17 protein-coding genes and 4 pseudogenes are annotated in these 20,663 nt (G+C 40.3%); 15 read left to right on the plus strand and 6 right to left on the minus strand.

Annotated features, from left to right (window positions below; genetic code table 11):
- Nucleotides 1-60: 60 nt before the first annotated feature.
- Nucleotides 61-492 (minus strand): DUF2787 domain-containing protein, encoded by a 432-nt coding sequence (locus tag H735_RS04555; protein WP_027726864.1) that lies wholly within the window; start codon nt 490-492, stop codon nt 61-63.
- Entirely contained in the window at nt 489-962 is a 474-nt protein-coding gene (gene radC / locus H735_RS04560) for a RadC family protein (RefSeq protein ID WP_020198086.1), read from the minus strand. Before radC ends, H735_RS04555 begins: the two co-directional genes overlap by 4 nt.
- A 145-nt stretch (nt 963-1,107) precedes the next feature.
- Between radC and H735_RS04565 the strand changes: the two genes are divergently transcribed.
- Nucleotides 1,108-1,284: an AlpA family transcriptional regulator gene (locus tag H735_RS04565; protein WP_020198138.1), complete on the plus strand. Its 177-nt coding sequence runs from the start codon at nt 1,108-1,110 to the stop codon at nt 1,282-1,284.
- 125 nt (nt 1,285-1,409) lie between these two features.
- Nucleotides 1,410-2,512: pseudogene (locus tag H735_RS04570) on the plus strand (IS256 family transposase).
- A gap of 301 nt (nt 2,513-2,813) precedes the next feature.
- Here H735_RS04570 and H735_RS04575 read toward each other — a convergent pair.
- A complete protein-coding gene (locus H735_RS04575; RefSeq protein ID WP_020197727.1) occupies nt 2,814-3,746 on the minus strand; it encodes a LysR family transcriptional regulator in 933 nt (310 codons plus the stop codon).
- A 175-nt stretch (nt 3,747-3,921) separates the two neighbouring features.
- On the opposite strand from H735_RS04575, the gene H735_RS04580 reads away from it, so the two are divergent.
- From H735_RS04580 to H735_RS31530, 3 genes and pseudogenes are all read left to right on the plus strand, one after another.
- Nucleotides 3,922-5,154, plus strand: coding sequence for an anaerobic sulfatase maturase (locus tag H735_RS04580; protein ID WP_020197726.1), 1,233 nt, complete (start codon nt 3,922-3,924; stop codon nt 5,152-5,154).
- 5 nt (nt 5,155-5,159) lie between these two features.
- Entirely contained in the window at nt 5,160-7,529 is a 2,370-nt protein-coding gene (locus H735_RS04585; RefSeq protein WP_020197725.1) for an arylsulfatase, read from the plus strand.
- A 505-nt stretch (nt 7,530-8,034) separates the two neighbouring features.
- Nucleotides 8,035-8,708, plus strand: a pseudogene (locus H735_RS31530) (transposase); the annotation flags it as partial.
- On the opposite strand, the pseudogene H735_RS29850 reads toward H735_RS31530, so the two are convergent.
- Nucleotides 8,634-9,735 (minus strand): annotated as a pseudogene (locus H735_RS29850) (IS91 family transposase); the annotation flags it as partial. The pseudogenes H735_RS31530 and H735_RS29850 overlap by 75 nt on opposite strands.
- A gap of 188 nt (nt 9,736-9,923) precedes the next feature.
- Nucleotides 9,924-10,046: pseudogene (locus H735_RS30720) on the minus strand (IS5/IS1182 family transposase); the annotation flags it as partial.
- Between the two features lie 460 nt (nt 10,047-10,506).
- Between H735_RS30720 and H735_RS04595 the strand changes: the two are divergent.
- The 10 genes from H735_RS04595 (at nt 10,507) to H735_RS04640 (ending at nt 19,340) form a co-directional block, all read left to right on the plus strand.
- On the plus strand, nt 10,507-11,490 hold the full coding sequence (locus tag H735_RS04595; protein ID WP_020197722.1) for a 6-phosphofructokinase: 984 nt from the start codon (nt 10,507-10,509) through the stop codon (nt 11,488-11,490).
- Between the two features lie 25 nt (nt 11,491-11,515).
- Nucleotides 11,516-11,815, plus strand: coding sequence for a PTS sugar transporter subunit IIB (locus H735_RS04600; protein ID WP_020197721.1), 300 nt, complete (start codon nt 11,516-11,518; stop codon nt 11,813-11,815).
- Nucleotides 11,816-11,907: 92 nt separating this feature from the next.
- The gene (locus tag H735_RS04605; protein ID WP_020197720.1) at nt 11,908-13,278 is read left to right on the plus strand and encodes a PTS sugar transporter subunit IIC; all 1,371 of its coding nucleotides are present in this window, start codon (nt 11,908-11,910) and stop codon (nt 13,276-13,278) included.
- On the plus strand, nt 13,265-14,110 hold the full coding sequence (locus H735_RS04610) for a class II fructose-bisphosphate aldolase (RefSeq protein ID WP_020197719.1): 846 nt from the start codon (nt 13,265-13,267) through the stop codon (nt 14,108-14,110). The genes H735_RS04605 and H735_RS04610 overlap by 14 nt, the downstream gene beginning before the upstream one ends.
- Before the next feature lie 41 nt (nt 14,111-14,151).
- On the plus strand, nt 14,152-14,415 hold the full coding sequence (locus tag H735_RS04615; RefSeq protein ID WP_020197718.1) for a hypothetical protein: 264 nt from the start codon (nt 14,152-14,154) through the stop codon (nt 14,413-14,415).
- Nucleotides 14,416-14,428: 13 nt separating this feature from the next.
- A complete protein-coding gene (locus H735_RS04620; RefSeq protein WP_020197717.1) occupies nt 14,429-14,866 on the plus strand; it encodes a PTS sugar transporter subunit IIA in 438 nt (145 codons plus the stop codon).
- Entirely contained in the window at nt 14,863-15,405 is a 543-nt protein-coding gene (locus H735_RS04625) for a P-loop nucleotide/nucleoside kinase family protein (protein ID WP_020197716.1), read from the plus strand. Before H735_RS04620 ends, H735_RS04625 begins: the two co-directional genes overlap by 4 nt.
- A 241-nt stretch (nt 15,406-15,646) precedes the next feature.
- Nucleotides 15,647-16,882: a peptidase T gene (pepT, locus tag H735_RS04630; protein WP_020197715.1), complete on the plus strand. Its 1,236-nt coding sequence runs from the start codon at nt 15,647-15,649 to the stop codon at nt 16,880-16,882.
- The gene (gene dcuC, locus H735_RS04635; RefSeq protein WP_020197714.1) at nt 16,882-18,246 is read left to right on the plus strand and encodes a C4-dicarboxylate transporter DcuC; all 1,365 of its coding nucleotides are present in this window, start codon (nt 16,882-16,884) and stop codon (nt 18,244-18,246) included. Before pepT ends, dcuC begins: the two co-directional genes overlap by 1 nt.
- A gap of 218 nt (nt 18,247-18,464) precedes the next feature.
- Entirely contained in the window at nt 18,465-19,340 is an 876-nt protein-coding gene (locus H735_RS04640) for an endonuclease/exonuclease/phosphatase family protein (RefSeq protein ID WP_020197713.1), read from the plus strand.
- Between the two features lie 64 nt (nt 19,341-19,404).
- Here H735_RS04640 and H735_RS04645 read toward each other — a convergent pair whose 3' ends face one another.
- Complete coding sequence (locus H735_RS04645; RefSeq protein WP_020197712.1) at nt 19,405-20,172, minus strand: carboxylesterase family protein; 768 nt, start codon at nt 20,170-20,172, stop codon at nt 19,405-19,407.
- Nucleotides 20,173-20,663 lie beyond the last annotated feature (491 nt).

Consider the following 20,663-nt stretch of genomic DNA (forward strand, 5'->3'; position numbering starts at 1 on the left):
TTGCTACGACGAACTCTATCGCACTTGCGCCATGATGTGTCGTAATGAAGGGGAAGAAGGTCACTTTCCAACGATAGATAAATGGATCTCATCAAAAACTACTTTTGAAAGGTGATGAGCGAACGTTTTCATCCATATCTGCAAAAGATCTAGAACCTCTGGATGATTGAGATTAGTTGAGCCAGTATCCGGTTGGTAACACCAACCATTTGCTAAATGGAAACAAAGCTCAGGCTCTACTGAGTGCGCACCTTCAAATGGGTAAGAAAAGCTCGCAAAGAAGACAACTTGCCAAGGCTCTGAACTTGAAGCGCGTTTGAACTGCACTTCAACAGGATGTACTCCTTGACCATTCCGATAATAGTTCAGTTGACGACAATTCAAGACTAGCCGCTTTGCCTCATCGGATAAGTTGTAACGCGTGAACAACGCTTCTAGTTGTTGATGAAGTTGAGGTACTAACGAAACGTCCCCATAAGTTGAATTGATCATAACCATCCCTTCTCTGCAAAAGAGACACTGCTTTCTCCAACCACAATGTGATCCAGAACCCTGACATCCACTAACGCTAAAGTATCGACAAGCTTACGTGTAATGCGTCGATCTGCCTGAGATGGCGATGGATCGCCTGATGGATGGTTGTGCGCCAGAATGACGGCGGCAGCGTTGGCCTCCAAGACGGTTTTGACAACCTCGCGTGGATAAATACTGGCTGAGTCAATCGTTCCGTTGAAGAGCGGCTTGAACTCAATGACGCGGTGCTGACTATCAAGCAGTAGTAGCGCGAATACTTCGTGTTCTGCGCTGGCTAATTTGAATTGAACATATTCTTTTGTTGCATCCGTATTACAAAGGGCATCGCCGCGGACATAGCGGTTAGCTAGGATTTCTGCAGCATGCTCTAGGATTTCATTTTCTTGGTATTTCTGTTGTTTTTGGTAGTGAAGGTTATCGGTCGACATAGGTCCTCCAAGAGTGAAACGATAGGAACTTCACTAAGAGGACATATATCTGAAAGTGATTGATTTGATGGGAGAGAAAGAGCTCTGAACGTTTTTTCTAACACACAGCGTTATCCCATGGGTAAAAGAAATAGGAGTAGTTCCCATGAGATTTTTAAAGCTGAAAGAAGTAATGGAAAAGACCGCCCTGAGCCGTTCGGCCATCTATAGAAAAATGAGCGAAGATGCGTTCCCTAAATCAGTCAATTTAGGTGACCGCGCGGTAGCGTGGGTAGAAAGTGAAGTCGACGATTGGATGGAGAGTATTGTCGAATTACGATAGTTTTTATAGGAGTCAACCTACTAAAACGAGCTATGCTGATTTCTGGTGTATGAAAGAGAAAGGAAGTTGCGGTGTAATCTGTTGATGCAGTTCTCCCAAGAACGATTAACAGAAAGGTGCACCGCATGACTGATAATACTATTGTTTCACTGAATACACCACAAGACCCGCTTACAGAACTGATACGTCAAGGGGCGAGAGATTTGATTGTACAAGCTGTTGAAGCTGAGCTTCAGTAGCTACTTGCCCAACATCAGAATGTAATGGTTGACGGCAAACAAGCCATTGTCCGCAACGGCTTCTTACCTGAGCGAACCTTACAGACTAGTATTGGAGATGTCGAAGTTCAGCTCCCTAAGGTTCGTGATTGCTCAGGTAATGGCGTCAAATTTAATAGCAACTTTATACCACCGTATCTCAAGCGAACAAAGAGTGTTGCAACACTGCTCCCGTTACTCTATCTCAAGGGGATATCTACGGGCGATATGTTACCTGCTCTGGAATCTTTACTTGGTAAGGGTGCGAAAGGCCTGTCGGCCAACAGTATCTGTCGTCTCAAAGAGCGTTGGTATGCTGAATACGAACAGTGGCACAAGTGTGACCTCAGTAGGCGTCGCTATGTTTACGTTTGGGCTGACGGTGTTTATTGTCACATTAGGATGGACGATAAGCTCTGCTTACTTGTCATTGTTGGTGTCGATGACACTGGACGCAAAGAAGTCCTTGGTGTTCTGGATGGTCATCGAGAGTCCTAAGCAAGTTGGACGGAACTCATTAAGCAACTACGAGCTTGGCTTCTGGAAAGCTGTGGTTAAGTTCTGGCCCAAAACGACTCAGCAACGGTGCTGGGTACATAAGATAGCGAATGTGCTTAACAAAGTGCCTAAAAGCGTACAACCACGAATGAAGGAAGCACTGCAAGATATCTGGATGGCAGAAACTAGAGATGATGCTTCTCAACCTTCCAAAAACGCTTTGAAGCCAAGTATCCCAAGGCAACCGACTGTTTGGTGAAAGATAAATCTGAAATGCTGGCGTTCTACCGAACAAGACAAAGAACTGTGGAAACAGAAAGACTACGTTGATGATGGCCTTCAAGTTAATGCGCAGTGCAGAGACGAAGTGGCGTCGTCTACGAGGTTTTGCACTTCTAGCGCATGTTGTGAAAGATGTTCGCTTCATCAATGGAGTAAAAGAAATGGAGACTCATCAACAGGCTACTGCATGATCTCCATACACCACATTTGACAATAGCTCTCCCAGAAAAAAGGATCGCTCAAATGTGTGTAGTCACTAGTTGGCTATCAAACTGTACTGGTTCCTGTACGTCTTACTTTTATATAATCCCCGAGTTAGTGAAATATAAATAGTCTCAAGAAATATAATAGATGATCTAGTCAAAAATATCTTAGTCATTACAGTTCTTAGAACCCAAAGCTCAATTTCAATTTACTACAGGTAAATAAAAAGCAATTCAACCCCAAAATGAACTGTGTCAAAGTTGAGGTTATCTAAGAAAATGTTAGAAATTAGACCAAGCATTCCTCGTTGATTTGTATAGTTCTGCGCATTAGGCTTGATACTTCATTGTGCAGCCAGTTGATCAATGGGTCATTACGTTTTGTATTGTCATACAAAAAACCGAATTCCTTTTGTCGCAACGCTTCAAAAGCGTGATCGTTAGAAGTTAAATAAGAGAAAGAAGGGCCGAGACTGTTGGCCAAATATTTAGAACAAGGGAATAGGAATTCACTGAACTTTAAAGCTTTTAGTAACACACTTAAATGTGCTGTGCGAAGTCCGATTTTAACTTCGATTCCTTTTTTTTTCAGGTGCTGTGAAAGATGGTCTTGGGTATCATTCCAGTATTTCATTGTATGTATAGCTAAAGGATACCGATTCACTTCTTCAGCAACAATATCTTTTCCTGCTAGAGGATGTAAACTATGGCAAGCAAGTACAAAACTATCTTTCTCTCCTCTTTTTTGAATAAGGTTTTTAGGCAAATCTAACGGGAAGTAATGAATGCCGTAATCAACGCGAGCATTGCTTATAGATTGAGGCGTCGTATCGTGCCAATCTTCTATTGAGAAACTTAAATTCGGAGCTTGTTTAGCGAGGTGTTCCAATAAAATTGGAGCAAACCATTGGGCAATAGATGCATTCATCGCTATTACGACGTGCCGATTTAACGTTAATGGATCAATTGAATTGTTTTGAGTGAGGCTTTCTAAATCCGCAACAAGATGAATTACTTTTTCACGTAATTCATCTCCTTTCGAAGTCAGTACCATTTGACCATTTTTTCTTATTAGCAAATCGTCCTTAAATATTTCTCGAAGACTTCTAAGTGTTCGGCTCACAGCTGAAGCACTTGTATTCAATTGAATCGCAGTGTTGTTGATACTTCGAGTTTCCAATAGACAACACAAAGGCTTAAGCAAATTGTAGTTGAAACTCATAAACAGTTTTGCCCTTAATTATCATATTTGATAGATCGAGCTTACCATTGTTGACAATTGTTGACAATTTTTAATGTTGTTAAGATTTCGCGATGTAATTACATATCAGTTTATGTTTTCAAACTGACGAATAAGAAAATGTCTATGTAATAGACAGACATAGATGGTGAAGCGAATGACAGGTATACACACGACGGTAAAGGTTATCGGATCAAAATGTAATTATGATTGCCAATATTGTTTTTATCTTGAAAAAGATATCGTACTTAATTCAAGAAAAATCATGAGTTTGGATGTTTTGGAAAGTTATATTAGAAACTATATTTCTGATCAAATGACACCAGTCGTCGAATTTGCTTGGCATGGTGGCGAGCCGACATTAGCTGGACTGGACTTTTTTAAACAAGCTGTAGCTCTGCAGAAGCAATATGCAGGCAATAAGCTCATCAAAAACACACTACAAACCAATGGTTCTAGGCTTGATACAGAGTGGTGTCTGTTCTTTAAAGAAAACAATTTTCTAATAGGACTCAGTTTTGATGGGCCCGAGTACTTACAAGCAACCTATCGCACCAAACAAGGTAAGAGCGTCTTTAAAGAAAACCTGCAGGCTCTCAAGCTCCTGCAAAAAATGAATGTGGAACACAATGTTCTGGCATGTGTTACACAAAGCTATACCAAATATGCTGCCGACATTTATGCTTTTTTCAAAAAACACAAAGTAAAACATCTTCAGTTTTCTCCAGTCGTAGAATCTTCACCTTCGGAGGCAGAACAATTCCGTGGACAACACTTTGCTGGAAATCTTATTTTTTCAACATCGGACGCAACGAAAGAACGCAAACCAATGCCATGGTCCGTTGAAAGTAAAGATTATGGTCAGTTCCTTGTTGATATTTTTAACCTTTGGGTCAAACACGATGTCGGCAATGTATTTATCTCGAATTTCGAACAAGCTCTAACTCAATATGTTGGTAACGAATCTCCCAACTGTATTCACGCCAAAGAATGCGGTTCATCTTATGCTGTTGAATCCAATGGCGACGTCTATTTTTGTGACCACGTTGCGTATCCAGAGTCTAACCTCGGCAATATCACGAAACAGACTCTGCTAGATATCAAACAAAACTCTGCTCGGTTTGATTTTAATAAGCAGACTCGCCTTTCAGCTCGTTGTAAACAGTGCCGATATTTAAAATTGTGTAATGGCGGTTGCCCTAAACACAGATACCTGACTTCTAGCGGTGAGCATGAAAATGTTCTCTGTGAAGGCTATTTCTACTTTTTCCAACAAATAGAAAAATATTTGCAAGCAATGATTGCGTTGTTAGCGAATGGCTATCCTGCAAGCTATATCATGCAAGCGTTGGATGGACCATTACTTCTGAAATCCTCAAACAAAAGGTAATTTATATGGATGTGTTTAAAACCACATTAACTGTCAGTAGCTTACTTGCGCCGTGTTTAACGTCGGCTCAAGCTATTGACAGAACTCAGCTTCCGGTTGCTGATATAGAACCTCAAACTTATGATCAACTTGATGTACGTGACGTTAAGCGCCCTGCAATTGTTCATCGAGTTTCTGCGCCAAATGATGCGCCCAACGTACTGGTTATTTTATTGGATGATGTTGGTTTTAGTCAGGCGTCATTGTTCGGTGGTGCTGTTGAGATGCCAACCTTAGATGCGCTTGCTGAACAAGGTCTGATATATAATCAGTTCCACACGACAGGTGTCAGTTCAGCCACTCGTACTGCGTTGTTAACAGGGCGAAATCATCACCAAAATAACATGGGTTCCATTGCTGAAACTTCAACAGCATTTCCGGGCAACACAGGGGCAAGACCAAACTATATTGCTGCACTACCTAAGATACTGAAATACAATGGCTATAGCACAGCCATGTTTGGCAAAAATCATGAGATCCCACCATGGGAGACCGGCTCAGCTGCCAACCAGCGCTTATGGCCGACACAAATTGGTTTCGACAAATTCTATGGTTTCTTTGGTGGTGAAACGGATCAGTTCCAACCAGTGTTAATTGATGGCAATACTCGCATAAAAACACCCAGAAAAGAAAACTATCACTTCACAACGGATATGACTAACCAAACTATCCAGTGGTTGAACATGCAACACAGTTACAACGCTGATAAGCCGTTTTTTGCATACTATGCTCCAGGTGCTGCTCATGCTCCTCACCAGGCACCAAAAGAATGGATTGATAAGTTTAAAGGCCAGTTCTCAATGGGGTGGGATAAGCTTCGTCAAGAGACTTTTGAAAGACAAAAGGCTTCAGGCATTATTCCAAAAGACACCATCTTGCCGCCAATGCCAGAGCGTGTGCCTCGCTGGGATTCTTTAACTAAAGATGAGAAACGTATATTTGAACGTCAAATGGAAGTTTATGCAGGCTTCCTAGCTCATACGGATCACGAGATCGGCCGAGTTATCGATACACTAAAGAAAAACGGTGAATTTGATAACACCTTAATTTTTTACATTGTTGGTGATAATGGTGCGAGTGGTGAAGGTAACCGTAATGGTAGCTTTAACTCTCTGGCTTTCTACAATGGTGTAGAAGAAGACCCTCAATATGTTTTGGATAATATTGATAAGCTTGGTGGTCCGGATAGTTTTGGTCATTATGCTGCGGGTTGGTCTATTGCCGGTGATACGCCATTCGTATGGATGAAAGGTATGGCTTCTGACTATGGCGGCACACGAAATGGTATGGTAGTAAGTTGGCCTAAAGGTATTAAGCAGGGGGAAAATAACATCCGTGAAGAGTGGTCGCATGTCATTGATATCACGCCAACAGTTCTGGATGCAGCGAAGCTTCCACAACCTAAAGTGGTCGACGGTATAAAGCAAATACCGATTTCAGGTGTGAGCTTCTCTAAAACGTTTACTAACTCAAACGCTACTGATCAACATCGTACTCAGTACTTTGAGCTTGGTGGTAACCGAGCGGTTTACCATGACGGTTGGTTAGCTCGCGTACTTCATTTCCCTGTGTGGGAGGACTCGAAAAAGTTCTCGACTTTGCAAGAAGATAAATGGGAGCTGTTTGATACCCGTAAAGACTGGTCACTCGCGACAGACTTAGCGAAATCAAATCCTAAAAAGCTTGAGGAGATGAAAAAGCTATTTGATAAAGAGGCTGAGGTTAACCATGTATATCCTATTGATGATCGCACTTTTGAGCGCATGAATGCTGAGATTGCAGGTCGTCCGGATGCATTGTTTGGTAAAAAGAGTTTAACGTTATACGAAGGCGCAAAAGGTATTCCTGAAAACTCATTCCTTAATATCAAAAATAAATCATTTGATATTGTTGCTAAAGTGTCAACTGATGATGTAGCGGATACTCATGGTGTCATTATCGCTCAAGGTGGTAACTTCGGGGGGTGGACGCTTTATGTAAAAGATGGCGTGCCAACCTTTGAATACAACTGGTTAACTTATGAATATACCAAGCTGACAGGCTCAAAACTGCAAGCAGGCGATAACGACATTACCGTGAAGTTCCGTTATGACGAAGATGGCGTTGGCGGTAAAGGTAATATCGCAGGCACGGGCAAAGGTGGTAATGCCTACCTGTACGTTAATGATAAGTTGGTCACCAAGAAAGTGATTCCAAACACCAATAGCCGCTTATATTCATTAGATGATGGTGTTGGCATTGGTGAAGATGAAGGTGGTGCTGTTAGCCGTGATTATCAGGCTCCATTTGAATTCAATCAGCATATTGAAAGTGTAACAACTTCCCTGATTGAGTAGTGTGTATGAAATTCCCTACTAACAAAGTTAGTAGGGAATTTTTTATTTTTGTTCAAGAATTGGTTTTGACACATGAAACCATCGAAGATGGAAAAAACGATGAGCCTGTATTCATTATCATTTAATTTAAATGGATAGGACAAGCTGTTTGATCAGAGCTACAACAAAATGAATCGTTTAAGGAAGAGTATCATTCTCTTGATCTAGTTCTCTCTTTCAAACTCCAGAATACTTCACTCGCGTTGCACTTAGTGTTCTAACAGACGTCTAGAAGGTGTTAAATGAGGCTCCTTTGCGACGACTTAGAAGAGTGAAGTGCAACAAAAGATATAACATTAAACCTAAACAGAATGGTGGAGGACGGTACTCTTTTTGTCGTCAGGTTCCGAACGTAATGTGTAAATGTTTGGATTCTTTTTCGAAAAAACAAACCTTATCCTCAGCTCCGTTTGGTAGGGCTTATGGCTTTTATGTTAAGAGTCTCATGAGATGCCGTCAATGAGCCATTAACTCTATTTTTAAGCTCGCCAACCACCGTTGTTATACCCTCATTATTCCTGCATTAGTTAACGTTGCATTCACAATAAAGACTAAAGAAACAACTCAACATCTAGCTACTAATGCTACTGAGTTGAAGGTTTATTGCGAAGGCGAGTGGTAAGTAAAAAACCAAAAAGCGTCGAGTCTGAAGAAAGTTAATATTATCGGTCGATACAAACATGCATTAAATCTTGTAACCGAATTAGGTTTTTCAAATGTCAGTGACGGAGAAGTATTTCTAAACTTACTCAAACAAAGCCACCGAAGAATCGTTGAAATATCTGGTGGCGGTGCCGACGATACCAATCTTTTTTGTGAGTTCATTTGCATAAAGTGAACTGTTGCGTTCATCCCTACGAGGGAGAATGCTGCGTTCTGGGAACAAGGCATCGTCCGCAATTTAGTAGCCTGTTACCAAAAGCTATATAGTTCAAATAAGCATTGGAAAAGTAAGTAGAGCTATCATAAACGCTCACTCTCAGATACGGTGATGTTCCATGCAAAATATTGCTCGGTGGCACACTAACCCAAAGAAATTACAATGCTGAGGTCGGCGAAACCTACGTCATGACCTGTAAAGCCTTTGTACTGTTTGGCATACGTGAGCAGCTCTTCCTTTTTCGAACTTGTCTTTTCTAGGGTTAAATACACCAGTGGAAGAAGACGCTCTCGCTTTCTGTTGGACAGAAAACTGTAGTAACGCACCACTTTAAAATGGTGCTGCGGGATACGGCTTACGTACCGTAATATCATCTCTTCTTGCGTTAACGTCTTCGTTTTGTGCTTTCCATCTAGATGATCGAGATATCTAAACACAATGGTGCCGCCACTGTCGCGGCGTGATCTCGACGGACGTTTCAGGTAACGGCCTAGGTATTTCACCGTTAGTTTTAGCTCTTGTGTTTTCCTTGCAAAGTGAATATTCCAGTAGTGTTGATATTGACGCTCTAAGAAGAAGTGCCATTGACGAGAGTCTTGGATGTGAAACGTGCTCGATGTTGATAAGTTGAGCTCGCTGTACTTCCGTCTGAGTAGCCCTATCAAGCACTGGCGCCAGTGATACTCCACATGCTTCTTTTTAAAGTAGATAGGTTGCCAAGCGTTGTGTTTATCTAAGCCGCCACGAGTGACGGATAAGTGAATGTGCGGGTGCCAGTTTAACCCTCTGCCATAGGTATGAAGGGCGTCGAACACCCCAATTTCTAGTCCGTGCTTTTTGCCCACTTAAGCAGCGTATCTGTTGCGAGTGAGAACAAACCATTAAGCAATGCTGGATTGGCTTCAAAGACTGGTCAAAGCTCGCTCGGTATGGTGAACGTGATGTGTTGATGCACACAGTCTGGTATAACATCAAGCTTAGCATTTATCCACTGCTCGGTGGATTTAGTGCCACAAGAGCTGCAAGCCTTCGTCTTGCAGCTTTGACAGATAACCTTAGTATGCGGGCAGTTCGGAGTGTCGCAGTCGTAGTGTTTGGCGCCCACTAGGTTACTGACACACGCGGGCATACGTTCTTCGCAAGTGATTTGCCAGAGGCTAAAAGTCTGAGCATGCATCCACAGTACCTTTTCCCAAACGTTGTCCTTTTCGAACAAGAGTTTGTGGCTCGAGGAACAAACTCTTTTGGCGTGTGTCGGCGACGCTTGCGATGGGAATATTGAACCAATGAAAGACCTAAATAGAAGAGAGGTGATAGAGTTAATTGTAGGTTGATAAGGAAAGGATAGCGCACAATGAATGATAGTAAAATCAATGACCTAATAGCGCCCTAACTCGATGTGCAGCATCGCTATCTTGTTCTTTGGCGATATATTTTGTCTTGTCACAGATTCAACATCGAGAATATGAATTGCCTTGTTTACTCTGCTTCCATTCGTGAATGGCTTCTTCATCAATCAAGAAGGTGAGTGAACCACGGTTGATTAGGGCTTTATTGTACTGCTTCCAGATAGTTGTTTTATTACGAGGTTTAGACATGAGGCTGCGACGATTAATGGGAGTAGTGGAGCAGAGCGTAGCTTCTTGATTTGGTTCCTTTGATTTAAGCAACAAGGCTTATTGCACTACCTTAAATTTAAAGATATACACAGAGCAAATATAAGTAACGTATATTTTATTTGCATTAATTATTAATATGATGCAGATTAAAAAAATTAGTTTGATAAACCTCACAAATATTCATTAATTAATAACTAATACATAGAGGTAAATTATTCTCAACCAATAAAAAACTAATTTTCTTTAAAGCCTTTACATATCTAGCTTTCTTTTTATTTTACCCTTAATAAATGCGTGACGCCTGTCACACGTATGAGGTGCCAAATCCATTATATCGAATGGCGATACTATATAATGCAGGTTCATTGTGTGATCTGTTACGCAAATTTATTTTTACAAAGGAGAATAATAATAATAAAAATAAAAAGGAGGCGCTAATATGCGAATAGGTATTGTATTAAGCGGTGGTGATGGAGTTGGAATAAACAACTTTGTTTATCAAATCGCCCGTTTATCACAAGCTAATATTGTCATCTATAACGGCGGCATTAACGGTTTATTATTAGATAAAAAAATCGAAATGTCATTTCGAGATCTAGCCGATTTCTCCACGTCTTCAATGCCAATCATTAGTTCAGGCCGTACAAGCCGAATGTTAGTTGAAGATGAATATTTAACGATAGCCACACGATTAAAACGGGCAAAGATTGATGTGCTAGTTTTGGCTGGTGGTGATGGTTCATTACAGTTTCTGGATAAACTCAGCCGTTATGATGTTAATTGCTTTGGCGTTGGCATGACAGTAGATAATGATATTTCCGGCTCAGAATACACTATTGGATTTTCCACAGCCTGTCAGCAGGTATTGAATGAGGTTGTCAAACTTCGCCAAACAGGACGAGCCTTGCCAAATCGTATCTTCATGATTGAAGTATTAGGGGCATATTCAGGCGAGTTAACGTTACAATCCGCGATCAAATCTAACGCAGATCTGGCGTTAATTCCAGAGAATCAACTAACGATTGAGGAAATTGCGCACCGCATTAACGAAAAGCTCACCTTACAAAACAGCGTTATCGTTCTCTGCGCAGAGAGCTACACCAAAGAATATATGTCCGGTTTTCAAGGTGCGATTAATACTCTCGCGTCTCAAATTGAGCCATTGCTTAACGGTAATCATATCCGCAAGACGATGTTGGGTTTTGGTCTACGCAGTGGTGAATTGACTACCGAAGAGATTTACCAAGGTACGGTTTTAGCGAATGAAATTGTTCGTTGTATTGATAGCAATATGAGAAATAAAGTTATTGTAGTCAATGCAAGCAATAAAGCGATACCTATCGATCTAGGCAGTATGTCTAGCCGAATAGTTGATACAGAAGGTCATTATTTCCAACTTGCAAAAAGACTTGGAATTATTTAATCAATCCAATATTAGGAGCAATAAAATGCTTAAAGTTTGGTGTGTTTGTGGTTGCGGTCTTGGTTCTAGCTTTGCTCTAGAAATGACAGCTAAACCCGTACTAAAAAAATTAGAACTCGATGCAGAAGTTGATCATACAACAGTGTCAGATGTTCTATCTAAAAAACCTGATTTAATCTTAACGTCATCCACTTTTGCAGAAGCAATTAAGTCTTCAGCATCAGAAAAGCAAGCAAAGAGAATTATAACCATTAATAAGTTTACAGATAAAAAAGAAATGGAAGAAAAAATCGCGGCTTTCGCTAAAGAGCACGGATTAATTTAAACAGCCTTACATAAAACAAAATAAATACAAATTGACTATCAATTTAGCTTGGTAGTCAAAAATCCCTACACCCCAAAAAAGTGGATCTTATTATGAATGCTTTATTTGAATTTATAGTTAAAGACCTTTTAGGCCAAGCATCTATATTAATTGCTTTTATCGCAATGCTCGGATTAATACTACAGAAAAAACCAACAGGCGCAATAGCCAAAGGGACGTTTAATACCATGCTTGGCTTTTTGGTCATGATGGCAGGCATCAACATCATCGTAGAAACTCTTACGTTTCTGAATGATATATTCACTCATGGCTTTGGAATGACGGGTTATATCACGGATGTAGCCGCCATCGCGGGCGTTGCTAACAAACAACTTGGTAGCGAAGTTGCTTTAACATTGATTGTTATTTTTGCAACAAACATTCTTATCGCTCGCTTCACGCCGTGGAAGTACATTTTCCTTACAGGCCAAGCGTTATTGTGGATGAGTACCATTGGTACCGTGATTGGTTATAAGGCGGGGTTAACTGGACTTCCTCTTATCCTTACTGGCGGTATTTTCGGGGGTATCATGGCGGTTTCTATGCCAGCTATTGCGCAACCCGTAGTTAGAAAAATCACAGGTAATGATGAAATTGCTTTGGGTCACTTCTGTACTATTGGTTATTTGGTTCAGGCCGCCGTTGCTAAAGTGGTCGGTAAAGACTCTAAATCAACAGAAGATATTGAACTCCCTAAAGGCTTTTCTTTTTTAAATGACACTTACATGTCTATGGCTGTCATTATGATCCCGATGTATCTGATCCCTGCTATCGCTGCGGGTTCAGATTACATAACCCAATACGCTAGCGGCATGAATTACTTAATGTACGCATTCATTCAAGCCATTACGTTTGTTGCGGGTGTTTACGTGCTCTATGCGGGAGTTCGTTTGTTGCTTCAAGAACTCGTTCCAGCATTCCAAGGCATTGCAATGCGCCTCGTTCCAAATGCGAAACCTGCACTTGATTGCCCTGTGTTGTTCCCTTACGCACCTAACGCTGTGATCATCGGCTTTCTAGCAACAACAGTAGGTTCAGTTATCGGTATGTTGGTATTTCCAATGTTCGGCATGGCTATGATCCTTCCTGGTCTATTAACCAACTTCTTCGCGGGTGGTACTGCGGGAATTTTTGGTAACGCTATCGGTGGGCGTCGCGGTGCAATGATCGGCGGTGTCGTGCACGGCCTGTTTATTACATTCCTTCCTGCAATCTTGATCCCACTGCTCGAAACATACGGCTTTGTTGGTGTGACGTTCAGTGATTCGGATGTTATCTCAACAGGCTTACTGCTTGGCAATGCGTTTAATGGCAACTGGCTATTCGTATTCGGGTTTGTCGCATTCATCGTCGCTATTACCACTTATGTTCATCGTTCTATAGACAAAGAGATTAACAAGGAAATTAACCATGAAACTGTATAATTTTAACGAATTGTTCCCCATTGCAGAAGTGCGAAAAATGAACGCGCTAGGTTCATTCAACGTGCACTGTATTGAAATGCTGATTGCTTACTTTGACGCTGCAAAGCAAGAAAACTCACCGCTCATGTTACAAATATCAACAGGAACAGCTAAGTATCTTGGTTATGAATTGCTCGTTGATTCAATCAAGTCATTAGCGGCTTCAACTGGAGTGCCAACGTGCCTACATTTAGATCATTGTTCTAATTTAGATGACATTCAACGTGCTATTGATGCTGGTTTTAGCAGTGTTATGTATGATGGCTCGCACCTGCCATTTGAAGAAAACCTAGCAAATACTCAAAAAGTGATCCAAATGGCTCATCCAGTCAGCGTAACTGTTGAAGCAGAACTTGGGGCAATCGGTGGATCTGAAGACGGTAAAGCGGTTGAGCTTGACAACGCTGCTTTTACGTCAGTCGATGAAGTGGCACGATTCGTTGATGGTGCACCAGTCGATCTCCTAGCTGTAAGCATTGGCTCTGTTCATGGCTCGTACACAGCCAAAACGGATATTCAACATGACCTACTTGCCCACATCAAAGAATGCTCTGGAAAAACGCGTCTAGTACTGCACGGTGGTACAGGCGTGAGTGACGAAGATATGAGGCTCGTCGTTCGTAACGGCATTGATAAGGTTAACGTTGGTACTGAAATGCTTGTCCGTTGGAATCAAGCTGTTAAATGCGCCTTTGATGAAAACAAAGAGAATGCATCTTGTCGTAACTTCTTCGTTGGTGGACGCGAAGCGGTGAAAAATGTAGTTGCTGGAAAAATCCGTTTGTTTAAATAACACAATAATCGCCCCGTTTCGGCGGGGCATTGGGGGCTAATATGGGCTTATTAGATTTTTTTAAAAACAAGAACGCGAGTACCATTAATGAAGAGGAAATTCTTGCGCTTGAATTAGAAATCGATGAATTAGAAGTTCGATTTGAACAAGAACCAGACGCTATTTACGTAAGGACCGCTTTATTAAGTGCTTTGTCAAAAGCAGCATCGACCTATTCTCAACACCCCAAGTGGCGTAATAAAGTGCCTAACATTATTGACCGTCTAAACGAACTAAGAGCGCAAGCGCGTTCAAACTTTCAATAATAGGAGTTCACTCATGTTAAAAGAAATACTCATGCAAGCAGACGCAATCCAATTGCAAGTTGAGCCGAACGACTGGGAAGATGCAATCGCATTCGCTGCTTTGCCGTTAGTCAAAAATGGCTTTATCGAAAAAAGCTACTTTGAGGCAATCGTTAATTCAACATTAGAGAACGGCGCTTATTATGTGTTTGAAGATGAACGTTTTGCCCTACCTCATGCCCGACCAGAAGACGGCGTAAACAAAGTTGGCTTTAGCCTTGTGACGTTTAAAAATCCAATCTCTATAAATGGCTCACCAGAGATCGATTTCATGATCATGTTGTGCGCCGTCGATAGCGATAGCCATATCAAAGAAGGTTTACAACCCATCATGGAAATGCTAAGCGACGAACAAACGCTCAATACCATCACAACCACTAATAAAATTGACGAGGTACTAGCGTTATTATGAAAACCGTCATTCTAGTTAATGGTATCCCTGCATCGGGTAAAAGTACACTGGCTCTTTTAATTGCCAATACGTTTAACTTTCCCTACCTATCCATTGACACGATTAAAGAACCGTTCATGGATATGCACGAAACCATCACCAGAGAATACAACCGTGAACTAGGTAAGGCTGCATATAAAGTCATTTGGGATACGGTGACTCAAGCACCTGAGAATTGTATTTATGTGATTGATGCATGGTTCGGTTTTCAACCTAAAGAGTTACTTCAATATTATTTAGAAATGGCTAATGTTGATAACATCATTGAAATTTGGAATCAAATATCACCTGAACTTGTAGTGAAACGCTATCAAGAAAGGCTAACTCAACGTAAGAAGGGGCACCCTAGCGCGGATTATCTTCCAGAACTCGCAGAGTTAGCAACCAAAGCCAAACCTATGTATGGTGCTCAATCTTATGTTGTTTCTCAAGATGAATTACTTGATGGAGAACAACTGTTGAAGCGGATCGAAGACCTCATTTCTCACGCAAGTTTCTAACTTGCACTATGCTCCCTCAGCATTTTGCCCCTTTATTATTTGGGGCTTTTTTATCTCTTTGGATACCATATAGGTATAGATGTTCGGTTATTATTTCAACGCCCAAGCATAGTTAATGTAAATGAATAATTGTTGGCGAAATTTTAGTTTTCATTAAAGATGATGAACTCTTTAACAAGGTTATCGTTTTTTATCTTTTATATTTAATATTCTTTTTCTTTTATCGAAGGTGAGTAGAAAAATGAATATTAGTGAACGTTTTATCAATTATACAAAAATAAATACAACAACAAATCCGGAGAAAGGTTCCTTAGGGATCATGCCATCATCTGATGGACAATGGATCCTCGCCAATAAGTTAAAAGATGAATTAGAATCGCTTAACGGAGTTTCAAATATTGAACTTAAAGAAAATGGAATTCTAACAGCAGAGATTCCTTCCAATACATCAAAAAAAGTTCCTACAATCGCATTCTTTGCTCATTTAGATACAAGCTCTGAACATACTAATGATACTAATGCGAGTTTAATTGACTACTTAGGTGGAGATATTCAACTAAAAAATGGTTTAAGTATCAGAGTATTGGAAAACCCTGAATTAAAAAATTATATAGGTGACAAAATATTTGTTACGGATGGAACTAGCCTGTTAGGTGCAGACGACAAAGCTGCAATCGCAGCAATCATGGAAATGCTAGAGTATTTCTCAAAAAACACAGAAGAAAAACATGGGACAATAAGAGTTGCATTTCTTCCGGACGAAGAACAAGGATTGTTAGGCGCGAAAGCGTTTAAATCTCCAAATTTCGCGGATTTTGGTTATACGCTTGATTGTTGTGGAATTGGGGAGTTTGTATGTGAAAACTGGAATGCAGGTAATGCTGTCGTTGAGTTTGTCGGTCAGTCTGCGCACCCTATGAATAGTAAAGGGAACTTGAAAAACTCAATTCTAATTGCTCAAAAATTTATGCAGTTATTTCCTAGTACGGAAACCCCGGAAGTGACGGAAGGGAAAGAAGGATATTACTGGATGAAAAAAATGTCTGGTAATAGCGCAAAGACATTATTGAATATTGATATCAGAGACTTTTCAGTACAGGGATACGAAAAACGAAAACAATTCATTAGAGATGCTGTACATTCATTTAAGTTATTGTATGGGCAAGAAACAATTAAATTGTCTATATCTGATAGATATAAGAATGTGGCAAGCTTTCTGAACGAGAGCGACGGTTCATCGACTCCAGTGAGTTTAGCTTTAGAGGCATATCGGGAAAATAACATAAAACCAAAATTGATACCGATGCGTGGCGGATACGATGGTGCTGTCCTTTCTGAATTTGGAATTCCATGTCCGAACATTTTTACGGGTGCTCATAACTTTCACTCCATATATGAGTATTTGCCATTAAAAAGCCTAATCTCAGCTTCAAGCGTTATTAAATCTATTGTTAAGAACAACGCGAGGGCTAAGTAATGCCCATCATTTGTGTTTTGATTACTGTTTTTATTACAGCAAAATTAATTTTGAAAGGATATAAAACAGAATTCATTTTACTAGCTTCTGGTTTGTTTTTGATGGCATTAACTTCGCTCTTCGGTTGGGGAGAAGTGTTACCTAACAATGTCAAAAGCACTAATGTCGTTATCTTCGACTTATTTAGATATATACAATGGCTGATGGGGTTAAGGGCAGGACAGCTAGGGCTTATGATCATGGCGCTGGTTGGATTTGCTGAATATATGAGCTTCATCGGCGCAGATAAAGTTATAGTCCAACAAGCAATTAGACCGTTGTCCAAAGTTAACAATAAGCACCTACTGGTGTTTCTTGCGTACATAATGGGAGCATCTCTTCAACTAGCGATCCCAAGCGCTACTGCTCTTGCTGTGCTTTTAATGGTGACTCTTTTCCCAATAATGATCGGTCTAGGAATATCTAGAGGAACTTCAGCTGCGGTAATTGCTTCTACATTAGCAACTACGTTTACACCAATAGGTGTCGATGCTATTCGAGCAAGTGCCGCTTTGAACATAGATCTGATGAATTATGTCATTAACTATCAAGCTCCAACATCGATCGTCGCAACGCTGACAATAGGAGTTTCGCATATGTTCTGGCAAAAGCATATGGACGCAAAAGGCGGTACTTCTACCGATAACTCACAATTGATGCAAAACAAGCAAGAAATTGGAGAGGACGCCCCAGGCGTGTACGTTATTTTACCATTACTCCCAATTATTTTTTCTGTGGTATTTAGTGGCTTGGCAATTAGTTTTGTAAAGCTAGATGTCACGACAATAGTACTTATATCTATGGCCATAGCTATGACTTTTGAAAAGTTTAGAGGACGTTCGTTGAAGGAGATCAGTGACGGTTTTAATGTCTTTATGAAAGGCATGGGGAATGCGTTTACTACTGTCGTGTTCTTGTTGGTTTCAGCAGGAGTATTTGCTTATGGGATTCAATCAACAGGCTCTATTGATTTGATGGTTGAAGGCGCTAAAGCTGCGGGCATGCCTTATGTATTGTTGACGTTATTGTTCTGTGTAGTTGTAGGAGTTGCATCTGTAGTTATGGGATCGGGTAATGCGGCATTTCTATCTTTTGTTGAGATAATCCCTTCAGTTGCGTCTTCTTTTGGCGTGAATCCGGCTTCTATGATGCTGCCAGTCCAACAGGTGAGCGCTATGGGACGAGCGGCCTCGCCAGTAGCTGCCTGTGTTATAGTATCGGCAAGCGGAGCGAAGTTGTCTGTTTTCGAAATTGTTAAACGTACAGCCCCTCCTGTTAGTATCGGCTTCATTGTTCACTTCATTGCCGTTCTTGCATTTGTATAATGTGAGAGTAAAAGTAAACTGATAATTTTCACTTCTTAACTTCAAGAATGCCGGGATGAGATATTCCCGGTTGTTTGCGTAACTGCCGTTTCCCTCTTTGTAAGAAAATTCTTATTTTTCCCGTTGCTGAACTTTATAAATAAAAATAAGTGGTATTTCACAAAAATAAATTATTTCATTGGCAAGATGTATTTCCGTTCAAAAATAAGGAGATATCCATGAAGTATATTACTTTTCTGTTGCTTTTTTTTCTTTGCAGACCTGCATTGTCTGCTGATACGATTCTTGCTCCAGAACTAGGTGGAGTTAAAAATATAACTTTTCATGATCCACAACCGGCCATTAAAGTTGCTACATATAACATTGCTGCTGCACGTGTTGGGAGTGTTGAAGAGCTAACAAAGGCTATTGCTAAAATAGATGCAGATGTTATTGCTCTACAAGAGGTAGATAAGTTTACTGAACGAAGTGGGAAAGTTGATCAACTTGCAAGGATTGCAGGGAAATTAAAAATGAAGTACTCGTTTGGAAAGGCAATCGACTTTCAAGGCGGAGAATATGGGGTAGGAATATTAACAAAGTTTCCTATTCTTAAGAAACAAGTCTTTGAACTGCCGTCAGGAAATGGAGAACAAAGAGTCTTATTGGCTGTAGAAGTTAAGCCAGAAGGTTTCACTTCTCCTATTGTTATCTTTTCGACCCATTTGGATTGGAAAGAGGACCCGCAGACTAGGATAGAACAAATTCGAGAAATTCAAAACATAACTATCGGGAATACTGAATCCGTTATCGAGGACATGCCATCGAAAATCAAAATTCTAGCGGGTGATTTTAATGATACTTCGAATAGCAGAGTTTTAAATGAACTTCAACGTTATTGGGATATGGTAACGTTAGAGAATCAAGACATGCGCACTTGGCCAGCAATAAACCCTGCACTTGATATCGACCACATTTTTACATTTAAAGGTCAAAAGTGGTCTGTGAACCAAATTAACATCCCCAACCAGAGTCAGCAGGTGAACAGCATTAACTGGCCAAAAACGAGCGATCATATTCCGGTTTTAGTGTCTATACGTTTAAATGAACAGTGATTGTTCGGTGTTATCCTTACCTTAGGCATTCGCACATTTGTGGGCGAATGCCTTTAATTTCACTTTATCGATGATGGCTGATTAACCACTTGTAAAGCTGCTCATCCTTAAACGCTGTCAGCCATGAATCAGCATGTTCTCCCGTTGGTATTTCGGTATAGCGAATTTCTTTAGTTGTTCCTCCCGCTCGGATTAGTGCGTCGATCATTTCGCGACTATAATCGACACTTGTTGTAGTATCTTCATCTCCATGAAATGCCCATATGGGTAACCCTATTAAACGATTTGCATCTGCTGGGCTACTAGAACCTGCAATTGGCACTATAGCTGCAAACAACTCAGGACGTTGTAGGGCCGCGTTCCAAACTCCTTGGCCTCCACGACTCAAACCTGTAATGTAAATTCGAGATGAATCTACATTTTTGTCTTTTTCAATTAGAGCATCAATTAAGCTTAGAAGAGCTGTCATTGATACTGTTGATTGTGTTGTAGAGTAGTCGTAAGGCTCAATACTTGTACTTGCCCAACGTATTTCGGCTGGAGTTTGTGGTGCGAGCACAATTGCTTTTTGAATTGCTTGTATTTTCGGGCTTGCGAAGTAGTCTGGTCCTATATTTTTTCCTTTATACAATTGCGCTTTGTTATCAATACCTGCTTCTCCCGTTCCATGTAAATGAATAATTAAAGGAAGTTTTTCTTTACTCTTGGGATGATATATTTGATAGGGTAAATTGAAGCTTTCATGAACATAATGCTGTTCTTCCCAAGAGGTTGCGTATGCTGACGCACTGAACATTGAAAATAATCCAAAAGAAATGATTAATGACTTCATACTCGAGAGTTCCTTGTTTATTGATATAAAAGTCGATTATCGCATTTTGAATTATATATATTGTGACCGAAGTAAGGTAATTGCAATGACTGACAATAATATGACTATAACTAAAGAGATAAGAATGATTACTATGTATTTTATCTTTATGAGTCCCAATTTTTCTATTTAAATATGCAAATAAAGCCATTTGTTAAGTTGAGTTGTTTTTTATATTTTTGGGGCCTAATTTAATTATAAATAATGCTTGAAGTAGCTAAAGAAGTTTAAGAATTAATGTTGTGATCTAGTCCTTGAGTAAAGTAAATCGCATTTCGTTCTTCATGCCAATACAACAATTCATTTCAACGGCTCAGAGGTGAGAGTGTGATGCATTGTCATTTTGTGATGGTAGAAGTGAGTTGATCTTGGTGATACATCAATAATTTATTAGTTCTAACATCAAAAGTATCTCATCTGACAGCTTATATTGATTATGTTTGTCATTCCTT

It is taken from the genome of Vibrio owensii CAIM 1854 = LMG 25443, assembly GCF_000817815.1.
GTDB lineage: Bacteria > Pseudomonadota > Gammaproteobacteria > Enterobacterales > Vibrionaceae > Vibrio > Vibrio owensii.